General features: G+C 51.3%; 14 protein-coding genes. 3 read left to right on the top strand and 11 right to left on the bottom strand.

Annotated elements, in window-relative coordinates; translation table 11 throughout:
- The first annotated feature begins 6 nt into the window (after window positions 1-6).
- On the top strand, window positions 7-1,131 hold the full coding sequence (dgaE, locus tag M988_RS13030; protein WP_064574491.1) for a D-glucosaminate-6-phosphate ammonia lyase: 1,125 nt from the start codon (window positions 7-9) through the stop codon (window positions 1,129-1,131).
- Window positions 1,118-1,861: a 2-dehydro-3-deoxy-phosphogluconate aldolase gene (gene dagF / locus M988_RS13025; protein ID WP_008812929.1), complete on the top strand. Its 744-nt coding sequence runs from the start codon at window positions 1,118-1,120 to the stop codon at window positions 1,859-1,861. Before dgaE ends, dagF begins: the two co-directional genes overlap by 14 nt.
- Before the next feature lie 68 nt (window positions 1,862-1,929).
- Here the strand turns inward: dagF and M988_RS13020 are convergent, their stop codons facing one another.
- From M988_RS13020 to M988_RS13010, 3 genes are all read right to left on the bottom strand, one after another.
- Window positions 1,930-3,108, bottom strand: a complete 1,179-nt coding sequence (locus M988_RS13020; protein ID WP_008812930.1) for a sugar efflux transporter — start codon at window positions 3,106-3,108, stop codon at window positions 1,930-1,932.
- Between the two features lie 275 nt (window positions 3,109-3,383).
- Window positions 3,384-5,900: a trimethylamine-N-oxide reductase TorA gene (gene torA, locus M988_RS13015; protein ID WP_008812931.1), complete on the bottom strand. Its 2,517-nt coding sequence runs from the start codon at window positions 5,898-5,900 to the stop codon at window positions 3,384-3,386.
- A gap of 12 nt (window positions 5,901-5,912) precedes the next feature.
- Window positions 5,913-7,076 (bottom strand): NapC/NirT family cytochrome c, encoded by a 1,164-nt coding sequence (locus M988_RS13010; protein WP_004095984.1) that lies wholly within the window; start codon window positions 7,074-7,076, stop codon window positions 5,913-5,915.
- Between the two features lie 365 nt (window positions 7,077-7,441).
- Here M988_RS13010 and M988_RS13005 point away from each other — a divergent pair, with 365 nt between their 5' ends.
- Window positions 7,442-8,617 (top strand): M20 aminoacylase family protein, encoded by a 1,176-nt coding sequence (locus M988_RS13005; protein ID WP_064574486.1) that lies wholly within the window; start codon window positions 7,442-7,444, stop codon window positions 8,615-8,617.
- Between the two features lie 31 nt (window positions 8,618-8,648).
- On the opposite strand, the gene M988_RS13000 is transcribed toward M988_RS13005, so the two are convergent.
- The 8 genes from M988_RS13000 to hisD all read right to left on the bottom strand — a co-directional run bounded on the left by M988_RS13000 (window position 8,649) and on the right by hisD (window position 15,592).
- On the bottom strand, window positions 8,649-8,915 hold the full coding sequence (locus tag M988_RS13000) for a DksA/TraR family C4-type zinc finger protein (RefSeq protein ID WP_008812933.1): 267 nt from the start codon (window positions 8,913-8,915) through the stop codon (window positions 8,649-8,651).
- A gap of 416 nt (window positions 8,916-9,331) precedes the next feature.
- On the bottom strand, window positions 9,332-9,961 hold the full coding sequence (gene hisIE, locus M988_RS12995) for a bifunctional phosphoribosyl-AMP cyclohydrolase/phosphoribosyl-ATP diphosphatase HisIE (protein WP_064574484.1): 630 nt from the start codon (window positions 9,959-9,961) through the stop codon (window positions 9,332-9,334).
- The gene (gene hisF / locus M988_RS12990; RefSeq protein ID WP_008812935.1) at window positions 9,955-10,731 is read right to left on the bottom strand and encodes an imidazole glycerol phosphate synthase subunit HisF; all 777 of its coding nucleotides are present in this window, start codon (window positions 10,729-10,731) and stop codon (window positions 9,955-9,957) included. Before hisF ends, hisIE begins: the two co-directional genes overlap by 7 nt.
- Window positions 10,713-11,450: a 1-(5-phosphoribosyl)-5-[(5-phosphoribosylamino)methylideneamino]imidazole-4-carboxamide isomerase gene (gene hisA / locus M988_RS12985; RefSeq protein ID WP_039189069.1), complete on the bottom strand. Its 738-nt coding sequence runs from the start codon at window positions 11,448-11,450 to the stop codon at window positions 10,713-10,715. The genes hisF and hisA overlap by 19 nt, the downstream gene beginning before the upstream one ends.
- 14 nt (window positions 11,451-11,464) lie before the next feature.
- Window positions 11,465-12,076: an imidazole glycerol phosphate synthase subunit HisH gene (hisH, locus tag M988_RS12980; protein ID WP_020303856.1), complete on the bottom strand. Its 612-nt coding sequence runs from the start codon at window positions 12,074-12,076 to the stop codon at window positions 11,465-11,467.
- Window positions 12,073-13,140 (bottom strand): bifunctional histidinol-phosphatase/imidazoleglycerol-phosphate dehydratase HisB, encoded by a 1,068-nt coding sequence (hisB, locus tag M988_RS12975; RefSeq protein ID WP_008812938.1) that lies wholly within the window; start codon window positions 13,138-13,140, stop codon window positions 12,073-12,075. Before hisB ends, hisH begins: the two co-directional genes overlap by 4 nt.
- Window positions 13,137-14,240 carry a histidinol-phosphate transaminase gene (gene hisC, locus M988_RS12970; protein WP_064574480.1) on the bottom strand — a complete coding sequence of 368 codons (1,104 nt, stop codon included), beginning with the start codon at window positions 14,238-14,240 and terminating at the stop codon, window positions 13,137-13,139. The genes hisB and hisC overlap by 4 nt, the downstream gene beginning before the upstream one ends.
- Window positions 14,240-15,592, bottom strand: a complete 1,353-nt coding sequence (gene hisD, locus M988_RS12965; protein ID WP_064574479.1) for a histidinol dehydrogenase — start codon at window positions 15,590-15,592, stop codon at window positions 14,240-14,242. The genes hisC and hisD overlap by 1 nt, the downstream gene beginning before the upstream one ends.
- Window positions 15,593-15,597: the final 5 nt, after the last annotated feature.

The raw sequence follows: 15,597 nt of genomic DNA, 5'->3' as shown, positions 1-15,597 counted from the left end.
GAAACCATGAATCAAAATATTTATCAACGCCTAGGGCTTAAGCGAGTGATTAACGCCTGCGGAAAAATGACGATTTTGGGCGTATCGGCGGTTTCTCCTGAAGTCATGCAGGCAACGGCCGAAGCTGCGGGCTCCTTCGTTGAGATAGATAAACTCGTCGATAGAACTGGGCAGTTGGTTTCCACTCATACGGGGGCAGAAGACAGTTACATCACGTCATGCGCCTCCGCAGGGATTGCTATTGCGGTTGCGGCAGTGATTACACGCGGAGAGCCCGATCGTGTCGCCTTGATGCCGGATAGCTCCGGCATGGCAAACGAAGTTCTGATGCTGCGTGGACACAATATTGACTACGGTGCGCCAATCACTAGTGCTATCCGCTTAGGTGGCGGGCGCGTGGTTGAAGTTGGGCAAAGTAATCTTGCGGCGCGGTGGCAATTAGAGAAGGCCATCAGTGAACGTACTGCCGCGTTGCTGTTCGTGAAATCACATCACAGCGTACAAAAGGGCATGCTCACCCTAGCCGATTTTGTCGAGGTCGCTAAAGCGCATCAGCTGCCGTTGATTGTTGATGCCGCCGCGGAAGAGGATCTGCGTTTATATGTATCGCAAGGTGCCGATCTGGTGATTTACAGCGGAGCGAAAGCGTTCAATGCGCCAACCTCAGGCTTTATTACCGGCAAGCGAGAGTGGATTGAGTGCTGTAAAGCCCAGCACCACGGCATTGCGCGAGCAATGAAGATCGGTAAGGAAAACATGGTTGGCTTGGTCAAGGCGCTGGAGTTATACGCCGAAGGTGCAGATAGCATGACGCCTGACGCATTGGCAACCACCGTGGATGCGATTTCCGCTTTGCATGGTTTTAGCGCGGAAATCGAGCAAGACGAAGCGGGGCGTGCAATTTGGCGTGTACAGGTGCGTGTTCATCCTGATGTCTTAGGGATAGACGCCCGTCAGGTGGAAGCTCTGCTCCGTACGGGCGATGTGGCTATCTATACTCGCCGCTATTTCTTGCACCAAGGTGTTTTCAGCATCGATCCACGCACTTTAGATCAAAGTGAGTTGGCGATGATCGTCGAAAGACTGGCACAGATCTCTGCGGAACAGGAAAATTGTCATGCAAAGCATTAAGTTTTATCGGGACCGCGTAGCCATTAATGTCTTAGCGAAAGATATTGATAATGCTCGCGCTATCTATGATGCAGCGGAAGGACACGCCGTGATTGGCGTACTTTCCGCACAGTTTGAAAATGTCGCTCAGGGTGTCACGGAAGTGAAACGCTGGATAGCGCAAGTTCCGTCAATTTCGGTAGGTCTTGGGGCTGGCGATCCGGCTCAGTTTTATAAAGCCGCAATGATCGCCGCTGCCACGGGCGCCGCTCATGTCAACCAAACCTTTACCGGCTGTGGTTTTGCAGCAGGCGCTTTGGCTCAGGCACAGCATCCACATACGCATATCAACGCATTAGTGAGCCCAACGGGCGATGTTGGAACGGTGCAAATATCGACCGGAGAGCTCAGTGCGGCAGGCGATAAAGCCCTTGTTTCCTGTGATAGCGCGGTAAACATGATGCTGGATATGGGAGCACATGCTGCGAAGTTTTTCCCAATGGGCGGCGAGCGGAGCTTGCCAGAGCTGAAAGCGTTGGCGGAAAGCGCAGCGCGTAACGGAATGACGCTCATTGAACCAACCGGCGGTATTGATTTAGAAAACTTTGGCATTATTTTACAGACCTGCTTGCAGGCGGGCGTAGCGCGAGTAATGCCACATGTTTATACGTCGATTATCGATCCGCAAAGTGGTGAAACGCGGCCTGAAGATATTAAAACATTGCTCGAAATCATTAAGTCTATTGTGTAGATAACGCTTGCTGACAAGGGGCTTTGGAAAGGGATTTCCAGAGCCCTATTTTTTATCGCTATAAAAAGTCATGCCTCTTTGATTTTCCACATACATACCACACCGACCAACAGCAAAATCAGTGAAACAAAAAACACGGCGTAGTAGTCCCAGAATTGGGCGATTAAGCCAGCAACAGAGCCTGCAAATATCCAGCCTGTACGCGTTGCTGTAGTAAACAGCGTGGTGGCCGACCCCGCTTGACCGGGCATCAAATCCTGAAAATAAAGCATGCCAATCCCTGCCAGAATGCCGATGAAAATCGCATTCAACAACTGTAGTGCCAGCAATGCCCAAGGCGAGATAAGAAATAGCAGACCCGCATAAAAGGCGAGCCCAGCCACTAATGCCACCAGCATTAAGAAGCGCTTGCCGAAACGTTTGGCGTAATAGCCGGCAATGAGCATCGTTGGAATCTCTAAACCCGCAGCCGTTCCCATCATGACGCCCGCCAGCTTATCCGGTAAATGCAGTTCGTGGATGATGTATAACGGCATGTTGATGAGGTACATGCTGTTGCAGGTCCACATCAGGGTGCATGCGGCAAACAGTAGCAAGGTATCACGGCGATTGCGGCGCGGGGCATCCAGTACGCCGGTGGTTCGTACGACGGCTTTAGGCATAGAAGGCAGGGTGTACCAGACAATCAGCCCACAGACTAAAAATGTGGCCATCGCCGCCAGATACATAAACGGAAAGCCAAATCCTAATGCCAATGCAAATGAAATCGGCGGGCCTATCACCCACGCCAGAGAAACTTGTGCACGCAGAATCGAGCTAAACATGACGGCTTCTTTGCCCGTTTTATCCGCATATTCACGCGCCAGAGCAAACATTTGCGGGTTAGCCGTGGATCCAAAGCTGGTCAGCATCACGCCGACGATGAGCAGTAAATAATAGTTTCGGTTATAGGCAAACAGCAGACAACCCGCCGCGCCAAGAATACAGCACAGCAGGATCAGCTTTTTACGATCGCCGGAGCGGTCAGAGCGTGCGGCTAAAAACTGACTAACAATAATCCCGATAATGGCGCTGCCGGTATAAAAGAGTCCCACCATGAAAGGGCTTTTAACCACCTCAGTGGATAGAAAAAGGCTCAGCGTTGGTGTTTGCAGCGCGCCAGCAATGCCGGTTAAAAAAGCCACAATTAAGAATGAGGTCGAGGTTAAATCCGGCAGACGGCGAAGGGCGGTCGAATACATACGCATAGGTTTATCAGAGACGTGTCAGAGGTGGACGAGTTGTTTCAGGCGGGGGATGTTACGCCTGAATATAAAAAATGAAAAGCTGTTTCAGCTGATACGATGTAAGAAAGTTGCACAAACTGTACGGATTAAATAACGCTCAATAATGAATGGGGAGCGCTAAAAAATAGTCTGCAGCCAACATTCCATGCTTTTTCGCGGATGATGGCACATGATAGAAAGTCAGAAAAAACGGGGCCGAAGCCCCGTGGATATTAAGCGATATGACACATTACAAACTATGCGCCAGCAGGCACAGTATGAGCAGTGTTATTCAATACCGGTCCCTGATATTTTTCGATTTCAAGCTGAGCCATTTGTCCGCAGTTACCCTGCGCCAGACTGGATGAGCCGATATCGAAAGTCAGGCAGTTTACGTTACCATTTTTACACAGTGAGCCTGGCGTAGCAGGATCGGCAGGATCGAACCACGCACCTTCGCTGATACGGATAACACCTGGGCGTACGTCTTCGGTGACGACCGCACCGACCAGAATCTGGCCACGATCGTTAAATGCACGAACCAGATCGCCGTTGCTGATGCCGCGAGATTTAGCATCTTCAGGATGAATCAAGATCGCTTCACGATCGGCGACGGCGTATTTCTTACGCAGCGGCGTGTTATCCAACTGAGAGTGCAGACGGTTAATCGGATGGGCGGTATTGAGCGACAGCGGATACTTCGCCGCTTCCGGACCTTTATACCATTCGTGCGGCGGCATCCAAGTTGGAATGCCTTTGCAATCCTCATAACCCATTTTCTCAATGGCATCAGAGTAGATTTCAATTTTACCCGATGGAGTCCCTAATGGATTCAATAGCGGGTTTTCGCGATAGTCTGCGAAGCGTACCCATTGTTTATTCGCCTCAGGAACAGGGAAGCGTACATAGTTGTTTGATTCCCAGAACATATCGAACGGCGGCAGGGCAACACGGGCTGCACGAGCCTGCGTTTTCATGTCGTCATACATGCCTTTCAGCCATTGAGTCTCATCTTTGCCTTCGGTAAACGCGTCTAGTACGCCCAGTTTTTCAGAGATACCGGCGAAAATATCGAAGTCGCTACGAGATTCAAACTGTGGCGGTACGCACTGATGCATCGGGAACACATAGAGCTGTGAATAGTCACCGCCCATTTCCAGATCGTTACGCTCGTAGCTCGTTGTCGTTGGGAAAACGATATCAGCGTGCTTGGCCGTCGCTGTCCAGTAAGGCTCGTTTACCACAATGGTTTCAGGTTTTTGGAAAGCTTTGACCAGTGAGTTCGTGTCCTGATGCTGGTGGAAGGTGTTGCCGCCTGCCACATAAACCATTTTCACATCAGGGTAGGTAACCTGAGCCCCGTTGAAATTAATGGTTTTCCCCGGATTCATCAGACACTCGGCAATACGAGCGACAGGAATTGGCGTTGGTGTATTCTTCGGTGAGTTACCCGCAGAGATACCGGCTAAAATCCCACCTTTAGCGGTTGGGCTACCGCCGGAAGAGTAATGATAGCTAAAGCCAAAACCACCGCCAGGCAGACCTATTTGCCCCAACATGGAAGCAACGGTCACGAGCATCCAGTGTTGTTGCTCACCGTGATGCTGACGCTGGATCCCCCAGCCCCCCATGATCATGGTGCGATTTTTCGCCATATCGCGTGCTAGCTGACGCAATGTTTCAGCGTCCACGCCGCTGATTTCTGCCGCCCAATTTGCATCTTTAACAATACCGTCGTCCTGACCCATTAGATAAGCTTCGAATTTATCAAAACCAACGGTGTAGGTATTCAGGAAGTCTTGGTTATGCAGTTTTTCAGTCAGCAATGTGTGGGCAATACCGATCAGCATGGCAGTGTCGGTATAAGGGCGTGGTGCAATCCATTGAGCGTTAACGAATTTAGCGCTGTCGTTATGCACAGGATCGATGCTAATGACGCGCGTGCCTTTCTTCTTCAAGGCTTCGAAGCCTGTTTGGCCTACGTGATCTGGAACGTTCCAGCTATTTTTTAAGGTGATCATCGGGTTACAACCCCACATCACCACTAACTGGGTATTTTCAATCACGTTAGGCCATGCGGTTTGTTGCTCATAAACTTCCATTGAGCCAACCACATGCGACATGATGACCTGTGCTGCGCCAGTAGAGTAGTCGCCCGCGTAGCCAAGGAAGCCGCCGCTGAGGTTCATCATTCGCTGGAGTAGGGTGCGGCTGTTGTGTAACATCCCGACACTTTTCCAGCCGTAAGAACCCGCATAAATAGACTGTGGGCCATGTTCTTTTTGCAGACGAGCAATCTGATCGCTTACCAGCGTCAGCGCTTTGTCCCAGCTAACGCGAACCCATTCGTCGCGGCCGCGTAACTCTGGCTGGCTATTGGATGGACCACCTTCTAACCAGCCTTTACGCACCATTGGGTACTTAATGCGGTTTTCAGCATGTACCTGATAAGGCGCCATCGTGATCAGCTCATTTGGGAACGGATCGTCGCTAATGGCTTTCACGTCGACCATTTTGCCATCTTTGACGATAGCTTCGAACGCGCCCCAGTGTGCTGCGGTGAGGATACCGGTCTGAGCCTGACGTAGCGCGGTAAACTGCGGAAGTGCTTTACTGATCGCTTCTGCCAAAGCGGACTTCGGCCAGAACCCAGCCAGCAGCGGCACACTTAATACGGCGCCTGCACCTGTCAGGAAGCGACGACGGCTTACCTGAAGTGGTTTTTGTTCGAAATCGCTAACGCTTTCAATGTGGGAGTTCAATTCTTTTTTCATTGTTATAGCTCCTTAAATCTTGTCCGGCTGATTGGCAGGCATATCACTGGCATGTTTCTGAACGTATTGCGTCAGAACGCGCAGTTGTTCCTGCGTCAGGGATGTACGTGGAGCCATACCTTTGACCACACCGATCCACTGGTTGGCATTAAAGCGGTCGAGCGCCGTCAAGCCGTGGCAACCGGTACAGTTGGCAGACATCATGTCAGACGCGTAGCGCCAGATTTGCTGTTGATCGTCAACCAGCTGTTTCTTAGGCAACCAAACCTGCAGTGAAACTTGATGCCAAACCAAACCGGTTTCTGCATCTTTAGCCGTGCTCAGCGTTTTCAACTGTTTACGCGCATCTTCACCCAGCAGAACGCTGAGAATGCGTTTGCCTTGCGCCGCGTAGAAGACTTCGCTTACGCCGTCTTGCTGCCAGCCATTGACGTCAGCCAGAACGCGATCGCCTTGACGTTTCACCACTTTTACTTCGGTGGATGGCATCAGGTTACCGGCATTGTGCTGGGTTTCGTCTGCGCTGAGATAGAACGGTTCGGTAGCGATGGTATACAGCGTTGTCGCCGTGTCAGGGGTTTTGGCAGCAGCGTTAGCCAGTTCGCTGGCACCAGCAGCGGCTAAACCACTCATATCAGGTAAAATATGCGCAACGCCTTTATGGCAGTCGATACAGGTTTCGCCATTCTTGATAGCAACCGGATGCTGCTGGCGTGCTTCAGGTTTTTGAGCTGTCACATCCATTGCATCATAGCTGTGGCATGAACGGCAGGTTGCAGAATCGTTTTTCTTCAAGGTATCCCACACGCTTTGCGCCATAGCGAGCTTATGGGCTTCATATTTTTCAGGTGTATCAATTTTACCAGTGACTTCACCGTAGACGTCTTTCAACGCAGCAACTTTGGTCAATAGATAATCGATTGGCTGATGTGGAACGTGACAGTCAGCACATTCAGCGCGGATGCCCTTGGTGTTTTGGAAATGGATGCTGCCCTGGTATTCGGCGAGAGGTTGTTCCATCGAGTGACAAGAAATACAGAATTCCGTATCACTGGTTTTGTGCATGACGGTCGCGGTTCCTGCAAGGAGGGCTGCCCCGATGATGGCCCCCAGCAACAATAGCCACAGCCAGGCTCTGCTCCGGCGTTTACCGGGAGTCTGATATCGATTGCTCATAGTTTATTCCATATAATTATTAATATAGTCTTCTTGCCATAGTGTTTCTGCATAAATGAATTGATTTACTTTCAACACGCTAGAATGCAGAAACTGGCTAAGTATAGGAAATTTTCTCGTTGATTACCTATAAAGAAGTAACAGAAATGGCAGCTTTTTATTTTGTTTCCCTAACTCGAGATTACGTTGTTAATCCTTTGTTTTAATGGAGTAACACATTTTGTTAACTGTATGGGATGTTCTGCAGGTACATTGAGCGTTATAGATATTGTTTTGATTAAGCTAAACCTCTGCATCATTTTGCGAATGTCGTTTGAGCGGTAGGTCAAGACATTGGCCGTATGAAATCCTTGAAGGGTGAATCAATGAAGAATTTTGACTCCGCAACACTGCTCTCCCAGCTCCAGCAATCTCAGCCTCAGTTAGAAAAAATCCGCCATGAACTTCATGCCCATCCTGAACTGGGTTTTAATGAAACTCGTACCGCGAATAAAGTTGCAGAACTGTTGAAGACGTGGGGCTATGACGTTGCTACAGGGATTGGAGGTACAGGGATTGTTGCGAGCCTGACTAAAGGCTCAGGCACGAAATCGATCGGACTGCGTGCCGATATGGATGCATTGCCGATCCATGAAGCCAGTGGTGTGAAATATCAAAGCGGCTGCGAAGGAAAAATGCATGCTTGCGGTCACGATGGACACACATCAATGCTGCTAGGCGCTGCGCAGTGGCTGGCGAGCGACAGTGCGAGTTTTAATGGCACTGTGCGTTTGATTTTCCAGCCTTCAGAAGAGGATATGCGCGGAGCTCAGGCGATGATTGATGATGGGCTGTTGACTCGCTTCCCAGTGGATGCAGTGTATGGCATGCATAACATGCCTGGTTACCCGCAAGGGCATATGGCCTTTAAAGAAGGCGCCACGATGGCGGCAGTAGACAGTTTGACCATTACACTCACGGGCAAAGGTAGTCACGGGTCAACACCGGAAAAGAGCATCGATCCGATTGTGGCAGGGGCTTCGTTGGTGATGGCGCTGCAAACTATTGTATCGCGTAATGTAGCCGCACAGGATCAGGCGGTTGTTAGCGTGGGCGCTTTCCAAGCGGGGGACGCGGGTAATGTGATCCCACAGCAGGCGGTTTTGCGTTTGAGTATTCGCTCCACGGATGAAGACGTGCGCAAAAATGTGTTACAACGTATTCGAACGATCACCGAATCACAGGCTAGCTGCTATGGCGTGACCGCACAGATAGAAAGCGCCGTTGCCGGTGTGGTATTGATGAATACACCGCATGAAACTGCGTTTGCTAAGCAGGTTGCAGTGACGTTATTAGGAAACGACAAAGTTGTCGATATGCCGAATACGTTCATGGGCAGCGAAGATTTTGCGTTTATGCTCAAGCATAAACCTGGTTGCTACTGCGTTATTGGCAACGGTGATTCGCCGATGTTACATCATCCACAGTACGATTTTGACGACCGCAACCTCAGCGTGGGGGCGGCCTATTGGGTAGCGCTGACACAATCTTATTTGGTGTGATATTTGTATGAGCTGAGGTAGATTTATGCGTCTACCTCAACTGACTGTCTTTACTGCCGCGGCGGTTATAGCCGCTGTTGGCCTGCATTTTCTTATCAATTTCAGCCTGACAATTAACGCAGAATTGCACCCCAGGCAGCGCCTGGCGTCTGGCCTCCGGAATTTCGGCACCGCACTCTTCGCAAAAGTGCGCGCTTTCACCGTGACTTAGCTGACTACGAGCGCGCGCAACGGCATCATCCACCGTCGCATCAATCTGATCTTGTACTGCGCCATCATTCGCCCAACCACTGGCCATTTCTCACCTCCGGTTATTTTTTAGGCTCATTAAGTATAGATGGGGACGGGAGCGAGGGGATCAAGTGTACGAGGATATACGCGGTGTATCCGAGAAATAGACCGCCAGGCACTGCTGGCAATGATCCACCAACGCAATCCTTTTACTTTCATACGATTCTCACCTCGTCATTTTTAAATGAAGCGGCATTTTTATTTATCGATCGTTTAATTTAATTATTTCGGCCAATATTTTTTATTCATAAAATAATTAAAGAAAAATCAATACGTAAATTTTTTCTGAGGAGGCGTTAATAACAAGGACTCTACTATATAGATAACAATCTACAAAAAGAGCTTTCGAGAAGGGGCGGGTATTATCTCAACGCCAACCCAAGAGGAATGGATGACGTTGAGAATTGATATTAAGTTTAAATATTATTTTTCGTGACGTTTACGTAGATTATTAATGACCGCGCTTAAATCCAGATCCTGATCTTGCAGTAAAACCATCAGGTGGTACATCAGGTCAGAGGCTTCGTTCACCAGCTCGTCTCGGTCATGCACGGTGGCCGCCAGGGCGGTTTCCACGCCTTCCTCTCCCACTTTTTGAGCAATACGCTTGGTTCCGCTGGCGTAAAGGCTGGCGGTGTAGGAGCTCTTAGGATCGGCATTTTTACGCTCGCCCAGCAGTTGCTCTAACTGGAATAAAAATGCCCAATCGGGGGTGGCTGGTGAGAAGCAACTACGGGTGCCTTTATGGCAGGTCGGTCCCTGTGGTTCTGCGAGCACCAGCAGCGTATCGCTGTCACAATCAGGCGTGATGCTGACCACGTTCAAAAAGTGTCCAGAGCTTTCTCCTTTCGTCCACAAACGCTGCTTGGTACGAGAGTAGAAGGTGACGTGGCGGCTGCGATTGGTTTCGTCTAGCGCTTCTGGCGTCATATAACCGAGCATTAATACTTCGCCAGATACGGCATGTTGCACGATGGCTGGCATCAGATTATCGACTTTGTTCCAGTCTAGTTGTTCTTTTTGTTGTTCTGATAAAAACGATTCTTTTAGCACAAGCGGATCTCCACACCTTGTTGTGATAGGTAACGTTTTAAGTCGCCAATATTGATAATTTGTTTGTGGAACACCGAGGCGGCTAGCGCGCCATCAACGTCGGCATCGCGGAATGCGGCAAGGAAGTGTTCAGGCGTACCTGCGCCGCCGGAGGCGATCAGTGGTACATGGCAGACTTCACGGATCAGTTTGAGCTGGCGAAGATCGTAGCCGTTACGCACGCCGTCTTGGTTCATCATGTTTAACACGATTTCGCCCGCGCCGCGTTTTTGTACTTCTTGCACCCAGTCGACGGTTTGCCACGTGGTGGCTTTAGTGCGCTTTTCGTCACCGGTAAATTGGTAAACCTGATAGCTGTCGGTTTCTGCATCAAACCAAGTATCGATGCCCACCACGATGCACTGTACGCCAAAGCGATCGGCTAAGCGTGAAATCAAGTCAGGATCGGCGAGCGCGGGGGAGTTAATCGAGATCTTATCGGCGCCAAAAGTGAGAATTTGCGAAGCGTCTTCGACGCTTTTGATGCCGCCGGCTACGCAGAATGGGATGTCGATCACCTCTGCTACGCGTGACACCCAACTTTTGTCGACCACGCGCCCATCAGAAGAGGCGGTGATATCGTAAAATACCAATTCGTCTGCCCCTTCTTGGGCATAGCGTTGGGCAAGTGGAACGATGTCACCGATAATTTCGTGATGACGAAATTGTACGCCTTTGACCACTTGACCGTCGCGAACGTCCAGACAAGGAATTATGCGTTTTGCCAGCATGCGATAGCCTCCTTCACGGTGAATTTCCCTTCTAATAACGCGCGGCCTACGATAACCCCTTTGACGCCGCTGCCGCGTAGCGCAGCAATATCCTCTAAGCTACCGATACCGCCGGAAGACTGGAATGCCACCTGTGGGTAACGCGCGCAGATCTCTTGATAGAGCGCGACGTTAGAACCGCTCAGCGTTCCATCGCGTGAGATATCGGTACACAGCACGTGTTTCAGGCCATAGGGCAAGAATTCGTCGACGATGTGTTCTAGGGTGACGCCAGAGTCTTCCTGCCAACCACTGACGGCGATATTTTTGCTGCCATTAGCGTCAATGCGGACATCGAGCGCCAGAACCAGCGCGTCAGCCCCAAAACGCTGAAACCACTGCTTCACTTCTTCTGGCTGACGTACCGCCGTTGAGCCCACGACCACGCGCGAAGCTCCGGCTTCAATTAAGGCCGCTACGTCTTCTGCACTGCGAATTCCACCGCCAACCTGTACGGGAACCGAGATGCCCGCTAACAGTTTACGCAGTAGCGGTATCTGTCGAGCTGCAGGATCTTTGGCACCGGTCAGATCGACCAAATGCAGCACCTGACCACCTTGCTGTTGGTAGTCTTGCAAGCGCGGTAATGGATCGTTGCCGTAGTCGCGTTGCTGCCCGTAATCGCCCTGATGCAAACGGACAACGTTGCCGTCGATTAAATCTAATGCTGGAATGATCATCAGCGTGCCGCTCCTTAAAGGGTCAATTCCAAAAAGTTTTTCAATAATTGGGCACCGGCAGCGCCGGAGCGTTCTGGGTGGAATTGCACGCCAAAGAAATTATCTTTTTGTACCGCGGCACTAAACGGTGCGCCGTAGTGAGTTTGCGCGATGGTGTTCGCACATACCGGATAAGCATAGCCATGCACAAAGTAAAAATAGGCACCGTCTTCTAGCCCACTAAATAGGCGATGGCCCGCCAGCGCAGAAACCTGATTCCACCCCATGTGCGGTAAAGGCAGCCCGAAATCTTTCATGGTTTCAACGGGGGTATCGATAATGCCGAGGGTTTCGGTATCCCCCTCATCGCTGCGGCTCGCGAGCAATTGCATGCCCAAACAGATGCCGAGTACCGGCTGCGTACACGCCTTGATGAGCTCAATAAGATTGCGCTCGCGTAGCTGCTGCATGGCGGCCTGCGACGTTCCTACGCCGGGAAGAAATAGCTTATCAGCGGTGAGCACCACATCAGGCTCACGGCTGACTTTAGGCTCATAGCCAAGGCGCTGAATAGCGTATTGTACCGACGATAAATTAGCGCAGCCGGTATCAAGAATAACGACGTTGGTCTCTTTGGCATTCATCATAAAACCCCTTTCGAGCTAGGAAGGGTATCGCCCTCAACGCGGATGGCCTGACGAAGCGTGCGGCCAAATACTTTAAAGAGACTTTCGACGCGGTGATGATCGTTTTTGCCTTTGGTTTTCAGATGCAGAGTGATCCCCATGGCATAAGCCAGCGATTGGAAAAAGTGCTCGACCATTTCAGTACTCAAATCGCCCACTCGCTGGTGGGTGAACTCGGCTTTATAGACCAAGTACGGGCGGCCTGAAATATCCAATGCGCAGCGTGCCAGACATTCATCCATAGGCAGAACAAAACCGAAGCGCGAAATCCCCCGCTTATCACCCAGCGCTTTTTTCAACGCTTCGCCCAGTGCCAATGCAGTGTCTTCCACGGTGTGGTGATCGTCGATATACAGGTCGCCTTTCACGTCAATATTCATGCGAAAGCCGCCGTGAGTCGCGATCTGATCCAGCATATGATCGAAGAAACCGACGCCGGTACGGATGTGGCTTTCGCCTTCACGATCGAGCCAGACATTGACATCTATCGCCGTTTCTCGTGTTACTCGGCTAACCTGCGCGTGGCGGTCACGTTTGGTCAAATCATCCGCGATTTTCTCCCAGCCCATGGTTTCAGCGCTGTAGCGAATACCGGCGATCCCCATGTTTTCAGCCAGTTGAATATCAGTTTCACGGTCGCCGATGACGCGCGATGCCGCGTAATCCATGACGTCGGCATTCAGATAGGATTGCACTAGCTCGGTTTTGGGCTTACGGCAGGTGCAGTTATCCGCTGGCAGGTGTGGGCAAATCAATACGTCGTCAAATACCACACCCTGTGACGTCAGTATTTGCATCATCAGGTTATGCGGGCCGTCAAAATCAGCCTGTGGGAAGCTGGCGGTGCCTAGACCATCCTGATTCGTAATCATCACCAAACGGTAGCCTGCCTGCTGTAGCTTCAACAAGGCTGGAATGACGGCGGGCTCGAATGCCAGCTTGTCCATGCGGTCTACCTGAAAATCGACCGGCGGTTCGCTAATCAAGGTGCCGTCACGGTCGATAAAAAGAAACTTCTGGCTCACATCGCCTCCTGGCTGAGTTGTTTTGACGCTACGGTAGCGGAGAATGCGCGTAGGGCATCGATCACTTTACGGTTTTCTTCCTGCGTGCCTATGGTGATTCTCAGGCAGTTTGACAGGCTTGGCTGTTTGCTTTGATCGCGCAAGATAATGCCCTGATCCCACAATAACTTAAACACTGCCGCCGCCGCTGAACAGCGGAAAATTAAATAGTTTCCCTCACCAGGATAGACGGCTTCAACACAGTCGCATTCGGTTAATTCTTTCACCAACAAGGCGCGGTTTTCTAACACGCTTTGTACCCGCTGGCGCATCGTGGCTACGCCTTCGGGAGAAAGCGCCTGCGCGGCGATATCGGCGACCGGCGTAGACAGCGGGTAGGGGGCAATGACCTTCAGTAATAACGTGATCATTTCTGGGCTAGCGACAGTAAATCCACAGCGTAGACCCGCTAACGCAAAGGCCTTAGACAGCGTGCGGAGAACGACCATATGGGGGAATTCGGCTAGCCAAGGCACCGTTGTCGCGTGTGGTGCGAATTCGATATAGGCTTCATCCACGGCCACGATGGCTTTGCCCGCGGTGAGCGTCAACAGCCGACGCAGGTCGCTTTGACTGAGTAAATTCCCCGTGGGGTTATTCGGGCTGCAAACGTAGATCAGTTTTACCCCTGCCAAGTTTGCTTCGATGGCGGGCAAATCTAGCTGCCAATCTTCACGTAGCGCGATAGTGCGGCGTTCAATGCCAAACGTTTCAGCGCTGACGCCATACATACCGTACGTCGGAGGGCAGTATAGAACCGCATCTTGCCCCGGCTCACAGAAGGCGCGGATCAGCAATTCGATACCTTCGTCGGCACCGCGGCTCACCAACACCTGATCGCTATTCACACCGGCATAAGAGGCGTAGTTTTCAATAACCGCTTTAGGCTGGCACTCTGGATAACGGTTAAATGTCTCGGTACTCAGCTGATAGGGCGTCCCAATGGGATATTCGTTGGCATTAAGCCATACATCACCTTTTCCCCCCAAACGACGAGCGGACTGATAAGGCGTTAACTCACGGACGTTGGCGCGGGCTAATTCTTCAATGCTTGAACTCATCAGATGCTCTCCTTGGGTGAGGTTGTCGTCTCTTTTGCGCGCAGAGCGGCAACGCGCAGTGTCACGGCGTTCTTGTGGGCGGTAAGCAGCTCGGCGGCGGCCATTGCTTCAATGACCGGCGCTAACCCGAGCAAGCCTTCAGCGCTAATTTGTTGAACGGTCATGCGCTTTTGGAAATCAGCCAAGCCCAGGCTTGAATAGGTGGCGCTGTAGCCATAGGTCGGCAGTACATGGTTGGTGCCCGACGCATAGTCACCGGCAGATTCTGGTGACCAATCGCCTAAAAATACCGAACCGGCGCTCGAGATTTTATCCACCCATTGACGGGGTTCTCGGGTTTGGATAATCAGGTGTTCAGGGCCGTAGCGATTACTGATCTCAACGCACTCTTCGAGAGAGGAAGTGACAATCAAACGGCTTGAATCCAAGGCTTGGCGGGCGATGTCAGCGCGTGACAGGGTTGCCAACTGATTGTCGACTTCGATGGCGACACGTTTCGCAATCTCGGCATCAGGCGTAAGTAAAATAACCTGTGAGTCTGGCCCGTGTTCAGCCTGCGATAGTAAATCAGCCGCGATAAATGCGGGAGTAGCTTTCTCATCGGCGATGACCAACACTTCAGAAGGCCCCGCGGGCATATCAATAGCCGCACCGTCGATACGTTGGCTAACCTGACGTTTGGCTTCGGTTACGTAGGCATTTCCGGGGCCGAAGATTTTATCGACCTTAGGAATAGATTCACTACCGAAAGCCAGTGCGGCGATTGCCTGTGCGCCCCCCACCTGAAACACCTCTGTAATTCCGCATAAGGAGGCGGCAAACAGAATTTCATCGGCGATGGGCGGCGGTGAACACAGAACCACACGCTTACAGCCTGCGACACGGGCGGGAATACCGAGCATTAACACGGTAGAAAGCAGTGGTGCTGTTCCTCCCGGTATATACAGTCCAACCGAGGCCAGTGGGCGAGTGATTTGCTGGCAGCGAACGCCCGGCTGCGTTTCTACGTCTACTGCTGGCAGGATTTGTGCGACGTGGAATTTCTCAATATTCTTGGCCGCTTGCTGCATGGCATCTTTAATTTCATCGCCTAAGCGTGACGCAGCCTGTTCAATATCACGGATGCTGATGCGTAGCGCGTTGGTTTCGACCTTATCGAATTTGGCGCTCAACTCACGTAGGGCCGCATCACCGCCAGATTTCACCTGTTGCAATATCTCCGCCACGCTGGTGCTAATGCGGTCAGAAGCGGTTACTGCCGGACGTTGCAATAGCGCTTGTTGCTGCTGCGCATCGCATTCGCTCCAGAAAGTGATGTTGTTAAAATTATTATTCTTATCAGCAGCAGTCATGGCCG

The organism is Hafnia paralvei ATCC 29927 (genome assembly GCF_001655005.1).
Lineage (GTDB): Bacteria > Pseudomonadota > Gammaproteobacteria > Enterobacterales > Enterobacteriaceae > Hafnia > Hafnia paralvei.
This window is presented reverse-complemented; position numbering and strand designations above follow the sequence as displayed.